This is a genomic window from Ancylobacter mangrovi (genome assembly GCF_024752355.1).
GTDB classification, from domain to species: Bacteria; Pseudomonadota; Alphaproteobacteria; order Rhizobiales; family Xanthobacteraceae; genus Ancylobacter; species Ancylobacter mangrovi.
Genome location: NZ_JANTHZ010000003.1, coordinates 248,661 through 267,588 on the forward strand (window position 1 = coordinate 248,661; position 18,928 = coordinate 267,588).

The 18,928-nt window shown below is 69.0% G+C and carries 18 protein-coding genes; 14 read left to right on the plus strand and 4 right to left on the minus strand.

The annotated features are described in order from the left end of the window. Nucleotides 1-18: 18 nt before the first annotated feature. A complete protein-coding gene (gene upp, locus NVS89_RS10385; RefSeq protein WP_258732622.1) occupies nt 19-681 on the minus strand; it encodes a uracil phosphoribosyltransferase in 663 nt (220 codons plus the stop codon). A gap of 228 nt (nt 682-909) precedes the next feature. Between upp and NVS89_RS10390 the strand changes: the two genes are divergently transcribed. The 11 genes from NVS89_RS10390 to NVS89_RS10440 all read left to right on the plus strand — a co-directional run bounded on the left by NVS89_RS10390 (nt 910) and on the right by NVS89_RS10440 (nt 11,224). Continuing rightward, the gene (locus NVS89_RS10390) at nt 910-2,178 is read left to right on the plus strand and encodes a GTP cyclohydrolase II (protein WP_258732623.1); all 1,269 of its coding nucleotides are present in this window, start codon (nt 910-912) and stop codon (nt 2,176-2,178) included. 62 nt (nt 2,179-2,240) lie between these two features. Beyond that, nucleotides 2,241-2,543 carry an alkylphosphonate utilization protein gene (locus NVS89_RS10395; RefSeq protein WP_258732624.1) on the plus strand — a complete coding sequence of 101 codons (303 nt, stop codon included), beginning with the start codon at nt 2,241-2,243 and terminating at the stop codon, nt 2,541-2,543. Between the two features lie 73 nt (nt 2,544-2,616). Then, nucleotides 2,617-3,846 carry a URC4/urg3 family protein gene (locus tag NVS89_RS10400; protein ID WP_258732625.1) on the plus strand — a complete coding sequence of 410 codons (1,230 nt, stop codon included), beginning with the start codon at nt 2,617-2,619 and terminating at the stop codon, nt 3,844-3,846. 332 nt (nt 3,847-4,178) lie between these two features. Continuing rightward, nucleotides 4,179-5,279, plus strand: coding sequence for an ABC transporter ATP-binding protein (locus NVS89_RS10405; RefSeq protein ID WP_258732627.1), 1,101 nt, complete (start codon nt 4,179-4,181; stop codon nt 5,277-5,279). 166 nt (nt 5,280-5,445) lie between these two features. Further along, nucleotides 5,446-6,690, plus strand: a complete 1,245-nt coding sequence (locus NVS89_RS10410; protein WP_258732727.1) for an ABC transporter substrate-binding protein — start codon at nt 5,446-5,448, stop codon at nt 6,688-6,690. 231 nt (nt 6,691-6,921) lie between these two features. After that, on the plus strand, nt 6,922-7,785 hold the full coding sequence (locus NVS89_RS10415; RefSeq protein WP_258732628.1) for an ABC transporter permease: 864 nt from the start codon (nt 6,922-6,924) through the stop codon (nt 7,783-7,785). A gap of 1 nt (nt 7,786) precedes the next feature. After that, a complete protein-coding gene (locus tag NVS89_RS10420; RefSeq protein WP_258732629.1) occupies nt 7,787-8,617 on the plus strand; it encodes an ABC transporter permease in 831 nt (276 codons plus the stop codon). 162 nt (nt 8,618-8,779) lie between these two features. Beyond that, nucleotides 8,780-9,001 (plus strand): hypothetical protein, encoded by a 222-nt coding sequence (locus NVS89_RS10425; RefSeq protein ID WP_258732630.1) that lies wholly within the window; start codon nt 8,780-8,782, stop codon nt 8,999-9,001. 240 nt (nt 9,002-9,241) lie between these two features. Then, nucleotides 9,242-9,529: a hypothetical protein gene (locus NVS89_RS10430; RefSeq protein ID WP_258732631.1), complete on the plus strand. Its 288-nt coding sequence runs from the start codon at nt 9,242-9,244 to the stop codon at nt 9,527-9,529. A gap of 201 nt (nt 9,530-9,730) precedes the next feature. Further along, nucleotides 9,731-10,675, plus strand: a complete 945-nt coding sequence (choX, locus tag NVS89_RS10435) for a choline ABC transporter substrate-binding protein (RefSeq protein ID WP_258732632.1) — start codon at nt 9,731-9,733, stop codon at nt 10,673-10,675. Nucleotides 10,676-10,825: 150 nt separating this feature from the next. Then, a complete protein-coding gene (locus NVS89_RS10440) occupies nt 10,826-11,224 on the plus strand; it encodes an ester cyclase (protein WP_258732634.1) in 399 nt (132 codons plus the stop codon). A 9-nt stretch (nt 11,225-11,233) separates the two neighbouring features. Here NVS89_RS10440 and NVS89_RS10445 read toward each other — a convergent pair whose 3' ends face one another. Further along, the gene (locus tag NVS89_RS10445) at nt 11,234-12,199 is read right to left on the minus strand and encodes a GlxA family transcriptional regulator (protein ID WP_258732728.1); all 966 of its coding nucleotides are present in this window, start codon (nt 12,197-12,199) and stop codon (nt 11,234-11,236) included. A 107-nt stretch (nt 12,200-12,306) separates the two neighbouring features. On the opposite strand from NVS89_RS10445, the gene bcoG reads away from it, so the two are divergent. Both bcoG and NVS89_RS10455 read left to right on the plus strand, forming a co-directional pair. Further along, on the plus strand, nt 12,307-13,209 hold the full coding sequence (gene bcoG / locus NVS89_RS10450) for a 3-dehydrocarnitine:acetyl-CoA trimethylamine transferase BcoG (protein WP_258732635.1): 903 nt from the start codon (nt 12,307-12,309) through the stop codon (nt 13,207-13,209). A gap of 10 nt (nt 13,210-13,219) precedes the next feature. Continuing rightward, complete coding sequence (locus NVS89_RS10455; protein ID WP_374114556.1) at nt 13,220-14,746, plus strand: carnitine 3-dehydrogenase; 1,527 nt, start codon at nt 13,220-13,222, stop codon at nt 14,744-14,746. Between the two features lie 120 nt (nt 14,747-14,866). On the opposite strand, the gene NVS89_RS10460 is transcribed toward NVS89_RS10455, so the two are convergent. Then, nucleotides 14,867-16,213, minus strand: coding sequence for an LLM class flavin-dependent oxidoreductase (locus tag NVS89_RS10460; protein WP_258732636.1), 1,347 nt, complete (start codon nt 16,211-16,213; stop codon nt 14,867-14,869). 530 nt (nt 16,214-16,743) lie between these two features. Between NVS89_RS10460 and NVS89_RS10465 the strand changes: the two genes are divergently transcribed. Next, nucleotides 16,744-17,886 (plus strand): LysR substrate-binding domain-containing protein, encoded by a 1,143-nt coding sequence (locus NVS89_RS10465; RefSeq protein WP_258732637.1) that lies wholly within the window; start codon nt 16,744-16,746, stop codon nt 17,884-17,886. Nucleotides 17,887-17,892: 6 nt separating this feature from the next. Here NVS89_RS10465 and NVS89_RS10470 read toward each other — a convergent pair whose 3' ends face one another. Continuing rightward, nucleotides 17,893-18,846 (minus strand): LysR family transcriptional regulator, encoded by a 954-nt coding sequence (locus NVS89_RS10470; RefSeq protein WP_258732638.1) that lies wholly within the window; start codon nt 18,844-18,846, stop codon nt 17,893-17,895. Nucleotides 18,847-18,928 lie beyond the last annotated feature (82 nt).

The following is an 18,928-nucleotide window of genomic DNA, read 5'->3' on the forward strand; positions in this document are numbered from 1 at the left end:
GGCTGCGCCCGCCCGCCGCTACTTGGTGCCGAAGATGCGGTCGCCGGCATCGCCGATGCCGGGCACGATGTAACCGTGGTCGTTGAGGTGGCTGTCGATGGCGGCGGTGTAGACCGGCACGTCGGGATGCGCCTCGTGGAAGGTGGCGAGGCCCTCGGGCGCGGCGATCAGCGAGACGAACTTGATCGACTGGCAGCCGGCCGCCTTGACCTCCGCCACCGCGGCGGCGGCGGAATTGCCGGTCGCCAGCATCGGGTCGAGCACGATCGCGGTGCGCTCGGAAATGTCGCGCGGGAGCTTGAGATAATACTCGACCGCGGCGAGCGAGACCGGGTCGCGGTAGAGTCCGACATGGCCGACGCGGGCGGCGGGCAGGATCTCCAGCATGCCCTCGAGAATGCCGCCGCCGGCGCGCAGCACCGAGACCAGGCAGAGCTTCTTTCCCGCCACCACCGGCGCCTGCATGGTGGCGAGCGGGGTCTCGATCTCGATCATTTCCATCGGCATGTCGCGCGTGACCTCATAGGCCATGAGCATGCTGATCTCGCGCAGCAGCAGGCGGAACTCGTTCGCCGGCGTGCGGGTGCGGCGCATCAGCGTCAGCTTGTGCTGGATCATCGGATGATCGACGACGACGGTGGAAGGCGGCGTGGTGAGGGTCGGGGCGGAGGGCGCGTTCATCGTCGGCTCGCTCGGGCTCGGGACTGTCGGCGGAAGGGTGGGTGGTCGGCGGTCGCGCCAGCCTCCCACAGCGTAGCGGAAAGAGCGATTCCCGATACAAGAAACGGACCATCTCGTCCGATTTTTTAACACTTCCGCGCGCAACCTCTTGCGGAACGGGGGAATTGGCGCTCACATTGAGTGCTTCCCAGCAGCCCGGCACAGGGCCGGACGAGAAGCGAGCCAGTCATGTCCGTCAATGCCAGTGCAGGCGGTCGTTCCCGCAACCACATCGTCCTCACCTCCCATGGCGCGCCCACCGGCGTCGCCGCCGACGCCCCGACCCTGAACTGGGGCGCCCCGTCCCCGCGCGAGCGCGGCCCGGTGGTGGCGACGCTGACGGACCCGAAGCGGCGCAACGCCATCGGCACCCATGCGGGCGGCTATTCGGTCTACCGCGCGCTTGCCATCGCCGCCGGCTCGCTTACCGCCGACTTCCGCGCCGACCTCACCGACACCTCGCCCTCCGACCCGATCGGCCCGCACCCGCAATGGGGCGATCCAGGCAAGATCGTCTCGCTCGACCCCTACGGCCACATGACCGGGGAGGCGTTCGCCGAGGAGATCGCCGCCGGCATCGACGCGCGGCCGAGCATCGCCATCACCCGCGCCCATATCGACATGCCGGAGATCCGCGAGGCGATCCGCGCCGGGCGGCTCGCCATCGACGGCGACATCATCGGCCCCAAGGGCGACGTGCGCGTCACCAAGGCGGCGGTCGACCCGGTGTGGTACCTGCCGGGCATCGCCGAGCGCTTCGGCGTGGGCGAGGGGGCGCTGCGCCGGGCGCTGTTCGAGCACACGGGCGGCATGTTCCCGGAGCTGGTGACGCGCGGCGACCTCAAGGTGTTCCTGCCGCCGATCGGGGGCATGACGCTCTATATGTTCGGCGACCCCTCGAAGATCGGCGACGGCGTGACCCCGCTCGCCTGCCGGGTGCATGACGAGTGCAACGGCTCGGACGTGTTCTCCTCCGACATCTGCACCTGCCGGCCCTATCTCGCCCACGGCATCGAGATGTGCGTGGAGATGGCGCAAAAGGGCGGCGTCGGCCTCGTGGTCTACAACCGCAAGGAGGGCCGGGCGCTGGGCGAGGTGACCAAGTTCCTCGTCTACAACGCCCGCAAGCGCCAGCAGGGCGGCGACCTGCCGGAGACCTATTTCAAGCGCACCGAATGCGTCGCCGGGGTGCAGGACATGCGCTTCCAGGAGCTGATGCCGGACGTGTTCCACTGGCTCGGCATCTCCCGCATCGACCGCTTCGCCTCGATGAGCGACATGAAGTTCAACGCGCTGGCGCGCGCGGGCATCGAGGTGGTCGAGCGGGTGCCGATCCCGGACGATCTCATTCCCTCCGATGCGCGGGTCGAGATGGAGGCGAAGGTTTCCGCGGGCTATTACGGCGTCGGATTCCAGAGCCAATACGACGCGACGCAGGGCCGCGCGCTGAAGGAATAGGCCCTTGCGCCTCGCCTCCGGCCCCGGTGGTGCGCGCGAGTGCAAGGATGAAAGAGATGGATATGGCCGGCGACGACGACGCGTATGTGTATGACGAGGAAACCGGGGAATGGCGTCCCGCTTCCGAGATGGCGGCCGCGGCGGCCGCGGCCTCCGCGGTACGCGACGCCGCCGGCAACGTTCTCTCCGACGGCGATTCCGTGGTCCTCGTCAAGGACCTCAAGGTGAAGGGCGCGGGCCAGACGCTGAAGCAGGGCACCGTGATCCGCGCCATCCGTCTTACCGACAACCCGGAAGAGATCGACTGCCGCTTCGAGGGCATCAAGGGCCTCGTGCTGCGCACCGAATTCGTACGCAGGCGCTGACGCCCGCCTGTCAGAACCGTCCGAGCGGGGCCTTCGCAGGCGCGGGCCCGCTTCAGCCAGTCAAGGACGCCGTATGATCCCGCCCGAACTCGCCGCCCTGCGCTCGCCAGCCGCGGTCCGCTCCCGCTGTCACCTGGTGCTCGACTATGTGCTGGCCGGCCGCTCGGCGCATTTCACCGTCGACGAGGCCGCGCTCGGCACGGTGGCGGACTATGTCGCCGAGGTGACGCGGCAGGCCTATCCCACGCTCGACATCCCCTATCACAGCCGCTGGCGGCACTTCGACGCCGGCGGGCTGCAGCGCTGGCCGGCGCTGGAGCAGCGCTTGCCCACGAACGACGCGGCCGAGCGGGCGCGGGTGATGATCGACCTCGCGGTGGTGAGCGTGCTGCTCGACGCCGGGGCGGGCGATGCCTGGTACTACCACGAGGAGGCGAGCGGGCTCACCATCGGGCGCTCGGAAGGGCTGGCGGTGGCGAGCCTGCGCATGTTCGAGGCGGGCGGCTTCTCCTCCGACCCGAAGGTGCCGCTTCGGGCCGATGCGGGCGCGCTGATGCGGATCGACGCCGACACGCTGGCCCGCCACTTCCAGGTGAGCGAGGCCAAGCCGCCGGTCGGGCTCGAGGGGCGGGTGGCGCTGCTGAACCGGCTCGGCCACGCGCTGGCGACCCGCAGGGACCTGTTCGGCGACGGGGTGATCCGCCCGGGCGGGCTGTACGACGCGCTGTTCGACAAGGCGCCGCTCGGCCGGCTGCCGGCGCCGACCATTCTGGAGGCGCTGCTCGACGGGCTGTCGGCGATCTGGCCGGCGGGGCTGGTGGTGGAGGGCGTCGCGCTCGGCGATGTCGGGCGCCACCCGGGGGTCGAGGTGCCGGACCTGTCGAACCATCTGGTGCCTTTCCACAAGCTGTCGCAGTGGCTGACCTATTCGCTGCTGGAGCCGTTCGAGGCGGCCGGCTTCGCGGTGACCGACCTCGACGCGCTGACGGCACTGCCGGAATACCGCAATGGCGGGCTGCTGATCGATCTCGGCGCGATCGTGCCGCGCACGCCGTTGCTGCCCGAGCAGAAGCAGCCGGTCGGCAGCGAGATGGTGGTGGAATGGCGCGCGCTGACCGTGGCGCTGATGGACCGGCTCGCCGACCCGGTGCGCGAGCGGCTGGGGCTCGACGCCTCGCAGTTCCCGCTGGCGAAGATGTTGCAGGGCGGGACCTGGGCCGCGGGCCGGCGCATCGCTGCCGAACGCCGCCCACCGGCCGGCCCACCGCCGATCGCTATCGACGCCGACGGCACGGTGTTCTAAGGATCAGGAGCGGCGGCGGCGCCCGGGTGCCGGGGTCCCGCGACGACAGACGATGCGGGCGTCCATGAGGCAGCCCACAAGCCGGCCCGTGAGCCCGCCGTTGCGGCGAACCATCCTCGGATTGGATACGATCGAGCTATAGATTGTATCCAGTTTGGGCAGGTGTCGCATACCATGCCTAATCGATGTGCGTTCGTCCGCCGTTTCGCGCGGCGACGGGCGCCATCCGCCCGCCTTGGCGGGGCTGCCGGCGGCGGAAACCTTGCCCGCCGCCAATTGGCATATCGCTTGCGTGACGTCCAGGGAACGCCAGGCGGAGCCATGCCCACACCATGACCAGCGGTGCCGACATCGAACTCGTCCAGCTCACCAAGCGCTACGGTCCGGCGCTTGCGGTCGACGGCGTCACCCTCAAGATCCCCGGCGGCACCTATTGCTGCCTGCTCGGGCCCTCGGGCTGCGGCAAGACGACGACGCTGCGCATGATCGCCGGCCATGAGAGCGTGAGCGAGGGCGACGTGCGGCTCGGCCCGACGGTGGTCACCGACCTCGCCCCGGCCAAGCGCGGCACGGCGATGATGTTCCAGAGCTACGCGCTGTTCCCCCATCTCGACACGGTCGACAACGTCGCCTTCAGCCTGAAGATGAAGGGCGTCGACAAGGCGACCCGGCGCGCCAAGGCGATGGAGATGCTGAAGCTGGTCCACATGGACCACCTCGCCGAGCGTCGTCCGTCCCAGCTCTCCGGCGGCCAGCAGCAGCGCGTGGCGCTGGCGCGCGCGCTGATCACCGACCCGCAGGCGCTGCTGCTCGACGAGCCGCTCTCCGCGCTCGACCCGTTCCTGAAGATCCGGGTGCGCCAGGAGCTGAAGCGGCTGCAGCTCCAGCTCGGCATCTCCTTCATCCACGTCACCCACAGCCAGGAGGAGGCGATGGCGCTCTCCGACCTGGTGGTGGTGATGAATGGCGGGCGGATCGAGCAGGCGGCGACCCCGCGCGAGGTGTTCAACCGCCCGGCCACCGCCTTCGTCGCCCGCTTCATGGGCGACCACAACGTCATCGCCGGCCGCGTGACCCGCAAGGATGGCGGGCGCATCATGTTCGAGGTGCCCGGCGGGGCGGCCTTCGTGGTGCCGGAAAGCCTGCCGGCCGAGGTCGGCCAGCCGATCGAGATCGCGGTGCGCACCGACCGGGTGCACATCGCCGATACCGGGGGCATCGCGACCGGCTGCGGGCTGACCGGCCTCGTGCAGAACATCGAGTATCACGGCCAGAAGGTGCAGGTCGCGCTCTCCGCCCCGGGGGTCGACGAGTTCTCGGTGCAGGTGCCCGAGACCGCCTTTTTCGCCAAGCCCCTGTCCGTCGGCGACGCGGTGCCGCTCGCCTGGACCGCGGACGACGTCCACATGCTGCACGCGTCGCCGTCCGCCTGACCTTACTGCCCAAGGAAACCGCCCGTTCCTCAATCTGCTGCATAACGCTCGGGAGACTTCGATGACCAGGAAGACCACGGATCGCACGGGCGCGGGAAGCGCCACGCCGGGCGCCAAGAGCGCCGGGCCGCAGGCCGCGCGCGGCGCCGGCATCAGCCGCCGCACCATGCTCAAGGGCGCCGCCGCGCTCGCGGGCGTCGCCAGCGGCTCTGGCGCCGTCACCGGCTTTCCCACCATCTGGGCGCAGAACCCGATCACGCTGCGCCAGTTCGGCACCGGCGTCTCGAACCTCAACGCCATCGCCGAGAAGTGCAAGGCCGACCTCGGCATCACGCTGCAGATGACGGCGCTCGATTCCGACGCCGTGTCGCAGCGCGTGGTGACGCAGCCCAACAGCTTCGACATCGCCGACATCGAATACTGGATCTGCAAGAAGGTGTTCGCCGCCGGCACGCTGCAGCCGATGGACGTCTCCAAGATCAAGTACTACGACCAGATCGTCCCGATCTTCACCACCGGCAAGCTGACGCCGGAATCGACGATCGCCCAGGGCACCGCGCCGAACACGGTCGGCTTCGTCGAAGGGCCGGATTCGAAGACCTTCGCCTCGGCGCCGACCCAGTGGATGACGCTGATCCCGACCATCTACAACGCCGACACGCTGGGCATCCGCCCCGACCTCGTCGGCCGCCCGATCAAGAACTGGAAGGACATCCTGGACCCGGCCTTCAAGGGCAAGACCTCGATCCTGAACATCCCGTCCATCGGCATCATGGACGCGGCGATGATCTGCGAGAGCGCCGGGCTGATCAAATATGCCGACAAGGGCAACATGACCAAGAAGGAGATCGACTTCACCATCGATTTCCTCATCAAGACCAAGAAGGACGGCCAATTCCGCGCCTTCTGGAAGACCTTCGACGAGAGCGTCAACCTGATGGCCTCGGGCGAGGTGGTGATCCAGTCCATGTGGTCGCCGGCGGTGGCGGCGGTGCGCTCGAAGGGCATCCCCTGCGTCTACCAGCCGCTCGAAGAGGGCTACCGCGCCTGGGGCGGCGGCCTCGGCATGGCCAAGCACCTGAAGGGCGCGCAGCTCGACGCGGCCTACGAGTACATCAACTGGTACCTGTCCGGCTGGGTCGGCGCCTATCTCAACCGGCAGGGCTACTATTCGGCCGTGCTCTCCACCGCCGAGAAGAACATGACGCCGGACGAGTGGGCGTTCTGGATGCTGGGCAAGCCGGCCAAGGCCGACATCCTCTCGCCGGAAGGCAAGGTGATGTACACGGCCGGCGCGATCCGCGACGGCGGCTCCTTCCAGGAGCGCATGGGCGCGGTCGCCTGCTGGAATTCGGTGATGGACGAGGACCGCTACATGGTCCGTCGCTGGAACGAGTTCATCGCCGCCTGACGCGGCGGCTGACGGCTCTCCTGCCGGGAGGGGGGCGGGCGAGGGTTTCGGAGCCGGGGGCGCCGGTGCCCCTCGCCCCATCCCTCTCCCGGCGGGGCGGTGCCCTCCATCAGGTGCCGCCCGATACGCCTTCGCCAACTCCGCGACTCGCCCGATACGTCACTCGCCGAGACTTCGCCCCACGCCTCTCGCCGGGCTTCCCACGCGCAGGCCCCGACCCGGAAACGCCGCATGACGCTCTCCCGCCTTGCCCCGCGACTGGCGCCCTATCTGCAGGCGATGCCGCTGACGCTGATCCTGGCCGCGTTCCTGGTGCTGCCGATCGCCACCATCGTCATGGTGAGCTTCTGGGACTACGACTCGATCCGGATCTTCCCGGCCTTCGTCTTCACCAACTACCAGGAGACGATCACCTCGCCGGTGACCTGGAGCACCTACATCAACACGCTGAAATACACCGTCATCGTGTGGGCGCTGACGCTGGTGATCGGCTTCTGGGTCGCCTACTACCTCGCCTTCCACATCCGCACGGCGACGACGCAGATGGTGCTGTTCCTGATCTGCACCATCCCGTTCCTGACCTCGAACATCATCCGCATGATCTCGTGGATCCCGTTCCTCGGCCGCAACGGGCTGCTCAACCAGACGATGATGAGTCTCGGCATCATCCACCAGCCGCTTGAATTCCTGCTGTTCTCGGACTTCGCGGTGGTGCTCGCCATGGTGCACCTCTACACGCTGTTCATGGTGACGCCGATCTTCAACACGCTGATGCGCATCGACCGCTCGCTGATCGAGGCGGCGCGCGACGCCGGCGCCAGCGCGTTCCAGATCCTCACCAACGTCATCATCCCGCTCGCCAAGCCGGGCATCGCCATCGGCTCGATCTTCGTGGTGACGCTGGTGATGGGCGACTTCATCACCGTGCGCTTCATGTCCGGCGGGCAGTCGGCCTCGGTCGGGCTGATGATGGCGAACCAGATCGCGCTGCTGCAGTACCCGGCCGCGGCGGCCAATGCGGTGATCCTGCTGATCCTGGTGCTGCTGCTGGTCGGGGGCATCCTGCGCATCGTCAATATCCGCAAGGAGCTGTGAGATGAATTCCGAGCGGCGCGGCCCCGGCTTCTACGTGCTCACTGCCTTCTTCGTGCTGTTCGTGCTGTTCCTCTACGGGCCGCTGACGACGATCTTCATCCTCTCGTTCCAGGGCCCGAACGGGGGCCTGACCTTCCCGATGAACGGGAGCTCGCTGCGCTGGTTCGAGAACCTTCTGTTCGAGCAGCAGGCGGTGGGCGACTTCGGCGGCGCCTTCTCGCGCTCGCTGATGCTCGGGTTGATGACCATGGCGACCACGGTGGTGGTCTCGCTCCTGGCGGGGCTCGCCTTCCGCCGCCGCTTCCTCGGCGCGGGGCCGCTGTTCTATCTCACCATCGCCAGCCTGATCGTGCCCTCGATCCTGATCTCGCTCGGCATCGGCCTCGCCTTCAACGTGGCCGGGCTGGAGCCGGCCTGGTACTCCTCCGGCTTCGGCGCGCACCTCACCTGGACGCTGCCCTTCGGCCTGCTGATCATGTTCGCGGTCTTCAACCGCTTCAACCCGGCCTATGAGGAGGCGGCGCGGGACCTCGGCGCCTCGCCCTGGCAGACCTTCGCGCATGTGGTGCTGCCGATCATCCTGCCGAGCCTGATCGGCGTCGGCCTGTTCGGCTTCACCCTCTCCTATGACGAGTTCGCCCGCACGCTGATGACCTCGGGCTCGTTCAACACGCTGCCGCTCGAGATCTATGGCATGACCACCAACGTCACCACGCCGGTGCTCTATGCGCTCGGCACGCTGACCACGGTGTTTTCGATGGCGATCATCGTGGTGGCGCTGGCGAGCATCGCCGTGCTGCGCCGGCGCCGGGCGCGCCGCGTCGCGGGGTGATGACCCTGGGGCAGGTGGCCGGCGAAAAGCCGTCCCCGGATCGGTAAGGAACCGGATACTCCATGGCGCGTTGAGGCCGGAAAATGTTGACGGTTGACGACGTCAGCAAGGGCGAGCCGAATAGGGGCTGGTCCGAAGGGCCGAAACGGGAGGGAAAATGCCATGAACATCTGCACCAGCACGCGCACAATCTGCGATCTGATCCAGGAAGTGGCGAAGGACAGCAGCAAGCACGCGCTGACGATCAAGCTGCGCAGCGGCGACACGGTTACCGCCTACGGCCCGATCGAGGTCGCCGACCGCTTCATGCTGTGCCGGCTGCACGACAACAACTATCAGGGCAACCAGCTCATCGCGCTCGACACGATCGAATTCATCCGCTGAGCTTCCGGCCGCCCGCCGGCGCGGGACCCGTCCTCGTCAGCCGCCCGTCCGCGCCTTCACGCCCGCGCATCCCCGCCCGATGCCGCCGCGACTTCGCGCGGCTACGCCTGTGCGCCACCGCGTCCGTGCCCGTGCGCCCGGCATCCGCGCAATGTGATCCGCTCCTCCCCCACGCGCGTAGTATGATCATACGTCCGCCGCCGACGGAGCGGGCGCCCACCTAGCGTGCCGAGGCTCATCATGCGTGCCGTCCTGTTCGCCCTCGCGTTCCCCCTCGCCGCGTCGCCGGCGCTCGCCCAGTCGATGCCGAACTCGCTCGACCTGAGCTGCGCCGCCGCCTTCGACATGGTCCGCCAGAAGGGCGCGGTGGTGATGGCCACCGGGCCGAATATCTATGACCGCTACGTCTCGGACCAGCGCTATTGCGGGCTGGCCGAGACCACCTTCCCGGTCTGGATACAGACCTCGGACATGAAGCAGTGCTTCGTCGGCTATCGCTGCCGCGAGCCGATGGTCCGCAATCGCTGAGCGACTTCCTCCTCCGCTACGACGCTACCCGGGTGCCGCCTTGGGGCGGGTCCGGCGCACCCGCGCGGCGGCACGACGCCCCGCGCGGACTGCGCATTCGGTTATCCGTCCTTCGGAACCGATCAATCAGCGCCGGCCGACCGGCGTAGGCTTTCCCTTGCGATGCCGCCTGCGGCATGATCGCCAACATGGGGAACAGCAATGATTTCACGCAGTCTCGTTGCCTGCCTCAGCTTGTCCGCCGCGCTCATCGCGTCGCCGGCCTTCGCCAGCGACCCGGCCGCGTGCGCCAAGCCCCGCTTCTCCGACGTCGGCTGGACCGACATCACGGCCACAACCGAGATCGCCCGCCAGGTGCTGGACGGGCTCGGCTACAAGCCGGAAGTCTCCATCCTGTCGGTCGCCATCACCTTCAAGTCGCTGGAGAACGGCGACCGCGACGTCTTCCTCGGCAACTGGATGCCGCTGCAGGAGCCAAGCCAGGTGCCGCTGGTCAAGGCCGGCAAGATCGAGGTGGTCGCGACCAATCTCGAGGGCGCGCGGATCGGCTTTGCCACCTCCAAGGACGCCTATGATGCCGGGCTCAAGACCTATGCCGACATCGCCAAGTTCAAGGACAAGCTCGACGGCAAGATCTACGGCATTGAGGCGGGGAGCGGGGCGAACGCTACCATCTCCAAGATGATCGCCGCCAACGACTTCGAGCTGAAAGGCTTCGACCTGGTCGAATCGAGCGAGCAGGGCATGCTGGCGCAGGTGGCGCAGAAGATCCGGCAGAAGGAGCCGGTGGTGTTCTTCGGCTGGCGCCCGCACCCGATGAACGTCAATCTGCCGATCGCCTATCTCAGCGACGGCCACGACGTGTTCGGCCCCAATGACGGCGGCGCCACCGTGCTCACCCTGACCCGGCCGGGCTATGTGAAGGAGTGCCCGAATGTCGGCCGTTTCCTCACCAACCTCGTCTTCGACGTGGCGATGGAGGACCGGTTGATGAGCGACATCCTCGACAAGGGCATGCAGCCGGAAGCGGCAGTGCGGGCCTGGATCAAGGAGAACCCGGCCATTCTCGACAAGTGGCTCGACGGCGTCACCACGCTCGACGGCAAGCCCGGCCTGCCGGCGGTGAAGAGCGGGCTCGGTCTCTAGGCCGCCCCGGGGTGGCGACCGCTCCGCCCGAGGCGCCTGCGGGCTATCTTCAAAGCACCGTCCGGCGGACCCGCGTCCGCCGGATGTGCGTTGTCGGAAGGGGTCCACGCGCGGTGGGTCCCTTATGCCGTGCCGGAGCCGGGAGGTGTCATGACCCGCGACGAACTTTGCGCGACCTATCGCGGCTATATCGCCTGCCTCAACGCGCGGGAACTCGACCGGCTCGGCACCTTCGTCGACGAGGTGGTGGATTATAACGGCGCGGGCATCGGCCTCGCCGGCTATCGCGCCATGCTGGAAGAGGACTTCCGGGCGATCCCCGACCTGCGCTTTTCGATCGGGCTCCTGATGTGCGATCCGCCGCGCATCGCCTGCCGCCTCGACTTCGACTGCACGCCGGCCGGCCTGCTGTTCGGCCTTCCCGTCAACGGCCGGCGCGTCACCTTCACCGAGAACGTGTTCTATGAGTTCGACGCCGGGCGCATCCGCAGGGTCTGGTCGGTCATCGACAAGGCTGCGGTGGGGGCTGCTGTGGCGGGCCAGCTCTGAGCCGGCCGGCTAGAGCCGCGCGCGGCGCGCCGCCGAAGGCGGGGTGCCGAACTGGCGCCGATAGGCGCGCGAGAGCGAGGCGATGGCGGAAAAGCCGGTGCGCTCGGCGATGTCGGCGATGGGAAGGCTGGTGTCGAGCACCAGCCGCCGCGCCGCGTTCAGCCGCAGCGCGACGTAGTACGCGCCGGGCGAAGCGTCGACAGTCTTGAGGAACAGCGTCTCCAGCGCCCGGGTCGAGATGCCGACCCGCCGGGCGATGGCGGCGACCGTCACCGGGCGGTCGATATGGGTTTCCATGATGCGGATCGCCTCCGCCACCCGCGGCTCGTGCCAGCGAATGCGGCCGAGCGAGACGATGGGCTGGACGTCCGAGCCGGTGCGCATCTCCTCGTAGATGTAGAGGCTGGCGACGTCGAGCGCGGCGGAATAGCCGTTGCGGGCGCGGATCAGCGACAGCATGCAGTCGAGCGCCGGCGTGGCGCCGCCGGTGGTGAATACCGGCTCGTCGACGACGAAGCGGTCCGGCTGCACGTCGACATGGGGGAAGCGGGCGGCAAAGTCTTCGAGGTCCTCCCAGTGGGTGGTGGCGCGGCGCCCGTCGAGCAGGCCGGCGAAGCCCATCAGCCACGGCCCGGATTCGATGCCGCCGACGATGCGCGAGCGGGCGGCGCCGGCGCGCAGCGCCTTGAGGATGCGCGGGGTGGCATAGGTCGCGGCCTCGAAGGCGGCGCTCACGATCAGCGCGTCCTGCCGCGCCGCCGGGTCGAACGCGCCCTCGACCGGGATCGGCAGGCCGCAGCTCGCCGTCGGCATCGTGCCGTCCATCGACACCAGCTTCCAGCGATAGGCCGTGCGCCCGAGCACCCGGTTGGCGCCGCGCATCGGGTCGAGCGTCGCCGCCAGCGAGAGCAGCGACAGGCCCGGGAACAGCAGCAGGGTGACGTCCAGCGGCTCGTCGGAATGGGTGAAGACCATGGCTTCGCGAAGTGTCAAATCCGGTGCGCAAACAGTTGCGTCACGGTTCGGCTTTGCCGTCAAGCTTCCCCTGTCCCGCACCGCGCGGGCCAGCCCGGAGCCAGCCCATGCCCCTGTCTATGAACCGCGATGTCTTCATCACCTGCGCCGTCACCGGTGCGGGCGACACGGCCGGGCGCTCGCCCCACGTGCCGGTGACGCCGAAAGAGATCGCCGAGAGCGCGATCGACGCGGCGAAGGCCGGTGCGGCCGTGGTGCACTGCCATGTGCGCGACCCCGAGACCGGAGCCGCCTCGCGCCGGCCCGAGCTCTACCGCGAGGTGACCGACCGCATCCGCTCGGCCGATGTCGACGTGGTGGTGAACCTCACCGCCGGCATGGGCGGGGACCTCGTCTTCGGCGGGGTGGAGGCGCCGTTCCCGGTCAACCCGGCGGGCACCGACATGGCCGGCGCCACCGAGCGCGTCGCCCATGTCGCCGAATGCCTGCCGGAGATCTGCACGCTCGACTGCGGCACCATGAACTTCAATCTCGGCGACTACGTCATGACCAACACGCCGGCCATGCTGCGCGAGATGGCGCGGCAGATGACGGCGCTCGGCGTGCGCCCGGAGATCGAGGCATTCGACACCGGCCATCTGTGGTTCGCCCGCCAGCTCGTCGAGGAGGGGCTGATCGAGGAGCCGGTGCTGATCCAGCTCTGCATGGGCATTCCCTGGGGCGCACCGGACGACCTCAACACCTATATGGCGATGGTCAACAACCTGCCGGCGGGCTGGACCTTCTCGGCGTTCTCGATCGGGCGCAACGCGCTCGCCTACCCGGCCGCCGCGGTGCTGGCGGGCGGCAATGTCCGGGTCGGGCTGGAGGACAACCTCTATGCCGGCAAGGGCCAGCTCGCCACCAACGCGCAGCTGGTGGAGAAGGCGGCGGGCGTGGTGACGGGCATGGGCGCGCGCCTCATCGGCCCCGCCGAGGTGCGCGAGAAGCTGAAGCTGGTGAAGCGCTGAGGAGACGGACATGACGCGACTGGCACCCATCTGCCGCGCCGCCTGCATCGGCGGGGGCGTCATCGGCGGCGGCTGGATCGCCCGCTTCCTGCTGGCCGGCATCGACGTGACGGTGTTCGACCCGCACCCGGAGGCGCAGCGCATCGTCGGCGAGGTGATCGCCAATGCCGAGCGCGCCTATGGGCTGCTGACGCAGGCGCCGCTGCCCCCGCGCGGGCGGCTCGCCTTCTGCGCCAGCCTCGAGGAGGCGGTGAAGGATGCCGAATGGGTGCAGGAGAGCGTGCCCGAGCGGCTCGACCTCAAGCGTTCCGTGCTGGCACAGATCGACGCCGCGGCGCCGGCGGGAGCGCTGATCGGCTCCTCCACGTCCGGGCTGCTCCCCTCCGATCTTCAGGCGGGGCTGGCCCACTCCGAAAGGCTGTTCGTCGCCCATCCCTACAACCCGGTCTATCTGCTGCCGCTGGCCGAGATCGTCGGCGGCCGGGCGACGGTGCCGGACACGATCGAGCGGGCGAAGGCGGTGCTGGACGCGATCGGCATGAAGGGTGTGGTCATCGCCCGCGAGATCGAGGCCTTTGTCGGCGACCGGCTGCTGGAGGCGCTGTGGCGCGAGGCGCTGTGGCTGATCAAGGACGACATCTGCGACGTCGAGACGCTCGACGACGTGATCCGCTACTCGTTCGGCTTGCGCTGGGCGCAGATGGGCCTGTTCCAGACCTACCGCATCGCCGGCGGGGAGGCCGGCATGCGCCATTTCCTCGCCCAGTTCGGCCCCTGCCTCAAATGGCCGTGGACCAGATTGACCGACGTGGTGAATCTCGACGACGCGCTGGTGGAGAAGATCGGCGCGCAGTCGGATGCGCAGGCGGGCGGGCTGTCGATCCGCGAGCTGGAGCGCATCCGCGACGAGAACCTGGTCGGCATCCTGCAGGCGCTGAAGGCGGGCGATGGCGGGGCCGGCTGGGGCGCCGGCGCGCTGCTGGCCGATTTCGAGCACCGGCTGCTCGCCGGGGCGCGGGCGCCGGCCGCGGCGGACCCGTCCGGCCCGCTCGAACTGCTGGAGTGCCGGGTCTCGCCAGCCTGGATCGACTATAACGGCCACATGACCGAGCACCGCTACCTGCAGGTGTTCGGCGACACCACGGATGCGCTGCTGCGGCTGATCGGCGTCGACCTCGCCTATGTCGAGGCCGGGCACAGCTACTACACGGTGGAGACCCATATGCGCCATCTCGACGAGGCGCACCTCGGCGAGACGCTCCGCACGACCTGCCAGATCCTCGCGATGGACGACAAGCGCATCCACCTGTTCCACCGGCTGTTCGCGGTGGCGGGGCGCGAGGGTGTGGAGCGCGAGGTGGCGAGCGCCGAGCAGATGCTGCTGCATGTCGATGTGGCGGCCGGGCGCGCCGGCCCGGCGCCGGAGGCGGTGCTGGCCCGGCTGCGTCCGATCGCCGACGCCCATGCGCGGCTCGCCATGCCCGAGGGCGCCGGCCGCTCGGTCGGCGCGAAGCGGGTGGCCGCCGTCGCGGAGTGAAGGGCGGCGGTTGCCGCCCTCGGTGGCGGTCGGTCGGCGGGTGGCGTCGAGCCGCCAGATCCAGCTCACCATCGGCACCCTCCCTGCGAGTGCGCCGTCGGCGAGCGCCGGGGCGGTGCCTCAGGCGTCGGCGAGGGCCGGCACGGCGCGGTTTTCCGGGCGCTTCAGGCCGAGATGCTCGCGCAGCGTGCGGCCTTCATATTCGGTGCGGAACAGCCCGCGCCGCTGCAGTTCGGGGATGACCTGCGCGACGAATTCCTCGAGGCAGGCCGGCAGCGAGAGCGGCGACAGCATGAAGCCGTCGCAGGCGCCGGCGCCGATCCATTCCTCCATCAGGTCCGCGACCTGGGACGGCGTCCCGCACAGGAACGCGCGGCTGCGATTGTAGCGCCGGCAGATCTCGCGCAGCGTCAGCCCCTCGCGGACCATGGCGACGATCTCCTGCGCATAGGCGCGGTGCTGGCCCGCGCCCTCGATGATGCGATCCTCCGGCACCGGCTCGTCGAGCGGCAGATCCATCAGGCTGTTGCCAAGATCCTGGCCGATCCGGATCCGGGCGACGTCGGGATGGACGAGGTCGTGCCAGCTCTGCAGCTTCTCGCGGGCATGGGCCTCGCTCTCGCCCAGCACGACCGAGATGCCGGAGAGGATCTTCAGCGCATCCGGCTCGCGGCCGAAAGCGGGGAGGCGGCCCTTGAGGTCGCGGTAGAAGGCGATGGCGGTCGCCATGTCGCCGCTCGGCCCGAACACCACCTCGGCGGTCTCGGCGGCGAGCGCCTTGCCGGTCTCGGACGCGCCGGCCTGGATGATGACCGGCCGGCCCTGCGGCGGGCGGGCGATGTTCAGCCCGCCATCGACCTTGAAGACGGCGCCTTCGTGATGGGTGCGGTGGAACTTCTCCGGCAGGTAGGACAGGCCGGCCGCGTGGTCGTAGACGAAGGCGTCGTCCTCCCACGTGTCCCAGAGCCGGAACACGACGTCGACGAATTCGCGCGCACGGGCGTAGCGCTGCTCGTGCGGGGGAAGCCGGGGCAGGCCGAAATTGCGGGCCGCGTAGTCGTTGGCCGTGGTGACGACGTTCCACGCCGCCCGGCCGCCGGTGATGTGGTCCAGCGAGGCGAACTGGCGGGCGAGGTTGTAGGGCTCGAAGAAGCTGGTCGAGGCGGTGGCGCCGAGGCCGATATGCGTGGTGGCGCCGGCGAGCGCGGAGAGCAGGGTCAGCGGCTCGAGGATATTCTGGTAGGCGGGGGCGCGGCTCCACACATCCATGTTGTCGACGCGCAGGCTCGGCGAGTCGGCGAGGAAGAAGAAGTCGAGCTTGCCGCGCTCGGCGAGCTGCACCAGGCGGCGCTGGTAGCCGATGTCGATCGCGCCGCCATCCTGCGCGCCCGGCAGCCGCCAGGAGGCGGAGTGCGAGCCGTTGGGCATGGCGAGGAGGCCGAGGACCATGTTCGCACTGCCCGCCATCGCCGCCTCCGCGTGTTCAGTTTGCCGGCTGAAGGATTCGCCAATCTATATCAGGCAACGGTAAGGGCCGGGGCCGGAACGGGTAAATTACGATAATCCGGCCTTCTGCATAGGCTGGCCGACTCCGCCCCGCGCCCGATGCGCGGACCCCGGGCGCGGGCGCCGGACCTGCCGGCGTCCCGCGCGCACATCATGCGCGGCCGCTTTGCTGGAGGCGTGCTGGTGATACGCTGCGCAAGCTTCCCAATTTCCGTGTCGTTAGTTCCGAAAATCCAATTTGCGAACCCGCGCGGGCCGGGGCTACCCGATAGTACTCGTCATGCGATCCGCAATGCGTGACCTGCTACCGGGCCCGGCGGCGTCGCCCCCGAGCGATCGTGTCGACGTCAGGGCAAGACATTGCCGGGCCTTCTGCCTGTCGAGAGGCCGACAGATTTCCGAAAGGCCAGGAGACAGCGGCCGCTCAACGACATGCACGACAATACGGGTGGGAGAATGCCTCGATGAATGTTGGCTTCGACATGCCAGATATGACCCTGCGTCAGCAGTTCCTGGCCGGCATGAGCTTCGCGGCATGCACCGTCAACATCGTCACCACCGACGGGCCGGCCGGCCGCTACGGCCTCACCGTCTCGGCCATGACCTCGGTCTCGGCCGACACCGCCACCCCGACCCTGCTGATCTGCGTGAACAGCAACTCGGCCGCCGCCCAGGCGATCATCGACAACGGCGTGTTCTGCGTGAACGTGCTGCGCGACGACCAGTTCTATATTTCCGAATGCTTCGCCAGCCGGGTGAAGACCGAGGACGGCGACAAGTTCTCCTGCGGCGACTGGGGCCGCGGGGCGACCGGGGCGCCGCGGCTGATCGATTCGCTGGTGACCTTCGAGTGCCGGGTGATGTCGAGCCAGCGTGTCGGCAGCCACCTCGTGGTGTTCGGCAGCGTCGACACCATCGTCTCGGCCGATGAGGGCTCGCCGCTCATCTACGCCAAGCGGGCCTACGGCACCGCCTCGCCGATCGACATCCGCCCGCGCGGCGAGATCGCGGCGACCACGCTCCGGCTCGGCGCGTTCCACACCTTCGGGCCCTATGTCATTCCGGGCATCGTGGAGTCGCTCGCCGCCGAGGAGGGGGGCGTGACGCTGGAGCTGGTCGAGGGCGACCAGCGCCGCGTGCTCGACAGCCTGAGGAACGGCGACGTCGACGTCGCGCTGGTCTACGACATCGCGGTCGGCAAGGGCTTCCACATCGAGCGGCTGGCGGCGCTCTCGCCCTACGTGCTGCTGCCCGAGCGCCATCCGCTGGCGAACCATGCGGCGGTGTCGCTGGTCGACCTCGTCGACGAGCCGCTGATCCTGCTCGACGCCCCGCCGAGCGGCGACTACTTCCTGTCGCTGTTCACCGAGCAGAATCTGAGCCCGAACGTGCGCTTCCGCATCTCCTCCTTCGAGATGGTGCGCGGCATGGTCGGGCGCGGGCTCGGCTACGCGCTGCTCGCCACCAAGCCGGCCTCGGGGCTTTCCTATGAGGGCCGGGCGCTGACCGCGCGCCCGCTGACCGACGAGACCGAGCCGAGCCACATCGCGCTGGTGACGCGCCATGGCGACGCGCCGAAGCCGGCGGTGAAGGCCTTCGCCGAGCGCTGCCGGCTGCTGTTCGCCGCCGGCTGAGGACGGTCAGACGCTGCGCAGCACGCGGCGCTCGGTGCTGAGCGCGGCCATGCCGGGAATGTAGCTGTCGCTGATGAAGCTCTGGCAGTGGCTCTGGAACGCGTCGACCAGGCGCGATTTGCGGAAGTTCGCGAGCGTGGCGAGGCCGAGCCGCAGCGCGGGCACGTCGCCGGCGATGCGCAGGCGCATCAGCCGCCGTCCGTCGAGCGCCATGTCCGAGCGCGGGCGCACATTGGCGAGCGAGTAGCCGTAGCCGTTCGCCACCATGGTGCGCACGATCTCCTGATGCGCCGAGCGGGCGGTGATGTTGGGCGTCAGCCCTTCCTTCATGAACATCGCCAGGAAGTATTCGCGGCTGCCGGGCAGGTCGAGCAGGATGTAGGGGAGCGGCGCAAGCTCCTCCAGCGTGGTGGCCGGCTGGCGGGCGAGCGGGTGGGTCTCGCCGACCCAGGCCTGCGGCGGCATGCTGGCCAGCGGCAGGAAGTCGATCTCGCCGGGCAGGTGCAGGTCGTAGCACACGGCGATGTCGACCTCGGCGCGGCGCAGCGCGGCGATCAGGCTTTCCTGGTCGTAGGAGACCTGGTGCAGCCGGGTGCCGGGATAGGCGGCCTCGAAGGAATGGGCGAGCTCCGGCATGACCAGCGGCGCGAGCGTGACGACGCAGCCGACATTGATCTGCCCGCGCACCTGTGTGCTCGCCTCCGAGGCCAGCGAGTACATGCCCTCCGCCTGCTCGATCAGGCGCTTGGCCTCGGCCAGCATGTTCTGGCCGATCGCGGTCAGCGACAGGCCCTGCGCGTGGTGGCGCACGAAGAGCTGCACGCCGAGCTCGCGCTCGAGATGGGAGATCGCGGTCGAGATCGAGGGCTGGGAGATGTGCACCCGTTCCGAGGCCAGCGTGATGCTGCCGGTCTCACCGGCGGCGATGAAATATTCGAGCTGACGCAGCGTGTATCGCATGGGCGACTTCACCTATCACGGGGTACCGGCCGGGCAAAGCGCGGCGGCCTCGCCCGCATGACGCGTGTGCAAGCCCCGTGCC

Bases quoted from the DNA above. Each gene is read 5' to 3' on its own strand.
- upp (WP_258732622.1), bottom strand. From the start codon at position 681: ATGAACGCGCCCTCCGCCCCGACCCTCACCACGCCGCCTTCCACCGTC.
- NVS89_RS10390 (WP_258732623.1), top strand. From the start codon at position 910: ATGTCCGTCAATGCCAGTGCAGGCGGTCGTTCCCGCAACCACATCGTC.
- NVS89_RS10395 (WP_258732624.1), top strand. From the start codon at position 2,241: ATGGCCGGCGACGACGACGCGTATGTGTATGACGAGGAAACCGGGGAA.
- NVS89_RS10400 (WP_258732625.1), top strand. From the start codon at position 2,617: ATGATCCCGCCCGAACTCGCCGCCCTGCGCTCGCCAGCCGCGGTCCGC.
- NVS89_RS10405 (WP_258732627.1), top strand. From the start codon at position 4,179: ATGACCAGCGGTGCCGACATCGAACTCGTCCAGCTCACCAAGCGCTAC.
- NVS89_RS10410 (WP_258732727.1), top strand. From the start codon at position 5,446: ATGCTCAAGGGCGCCGCCGCGCTCGCGGGCGTCGCCAGCGGCTCTGGC.
- NVS89_RS10415 (WP_258732628.1), top strand. From the start codon at position 6,922: ATGACGCTCTCCCGCCTTGCCCCGCGACTGGCGCCCTATCTGCAGGCG.
- NVS89_RS10420 (WP_258732629.1), top strand. From the start codon at position 7,787: ATGAATTCCGAGCGGCGCGGCCCCGGCTTCTACGTGCTCACTGCCTTC.
- NVS89_RS10425 (WP_258732630.1), top strand. From the start codon at position 8,780: ATGAACATCTGCACCAGCACGCGCACAATCTGCGATCTGATCCAGGAA.
- NVS89_RS10430 (WP_258732631.1), top strand. From the start codon at position 9,242: ATGCGTGCCGTCCTGTTCGCCCTCGCGTTCCCCCTCGCCGCGTCGCCG.
- choX (WP_258732632.1), top strand. From the start codon at position 9,731: ATGATTTCACGCAGTCTCGTTGCCTGCCTCAGCTTGTCCGCCGCGCTC.
- NVS89_RS10440 (WP_258732634.1), top strand. From the start codon at position 10,826: ATGACCCGCGACGAACTTTGCGCGACCTATCGCGGCTATATCGCCTGC.
- NVS89_RS10445 (WP_258732728.1), bottom strand. From the start codon at position 12,199: ATGGTCTTCACCCATTCCGACGAGCCGCTGGACGTCACCCTGCTGCTG.
- bcoG (WP_258732635.1), top strand. From the start codon at position 12,307: ATGCCCCTGTCTATGAACCGCGATGTCTTCATCACCTGCGCCGTCACC.
- NVS89_RS10455 (WP_374114556.1), top strand. From the start codon at position 13,220: ATGACGCGACTGGCACCCATCTGCCGCGCCGCCTGCATCGGCGGGGGC.
- NVS89_RS10460 (WP_258732636.1), bottom strand. From the start codon at position 16,213: ATGGCGGGCAGTGCGAACATGGTCCTCGGCCTCCTCGCCATGCCCAAC.
- NVS89_RS10465 (WP_258732637.1), top strand. From the start codon at position 16,744: ATGACCCTGCGTCAGCAGTTCCTGGCCGGCATGAGCTTCGCGGCATGC.
- NVS89_RS10470 (WP_258732638.1), bottom strand. From the start codon at position 18,846: ATGCGATACACGCTGCGTCAGCTCGAATATTTCATCGCCGCCGGTGAG.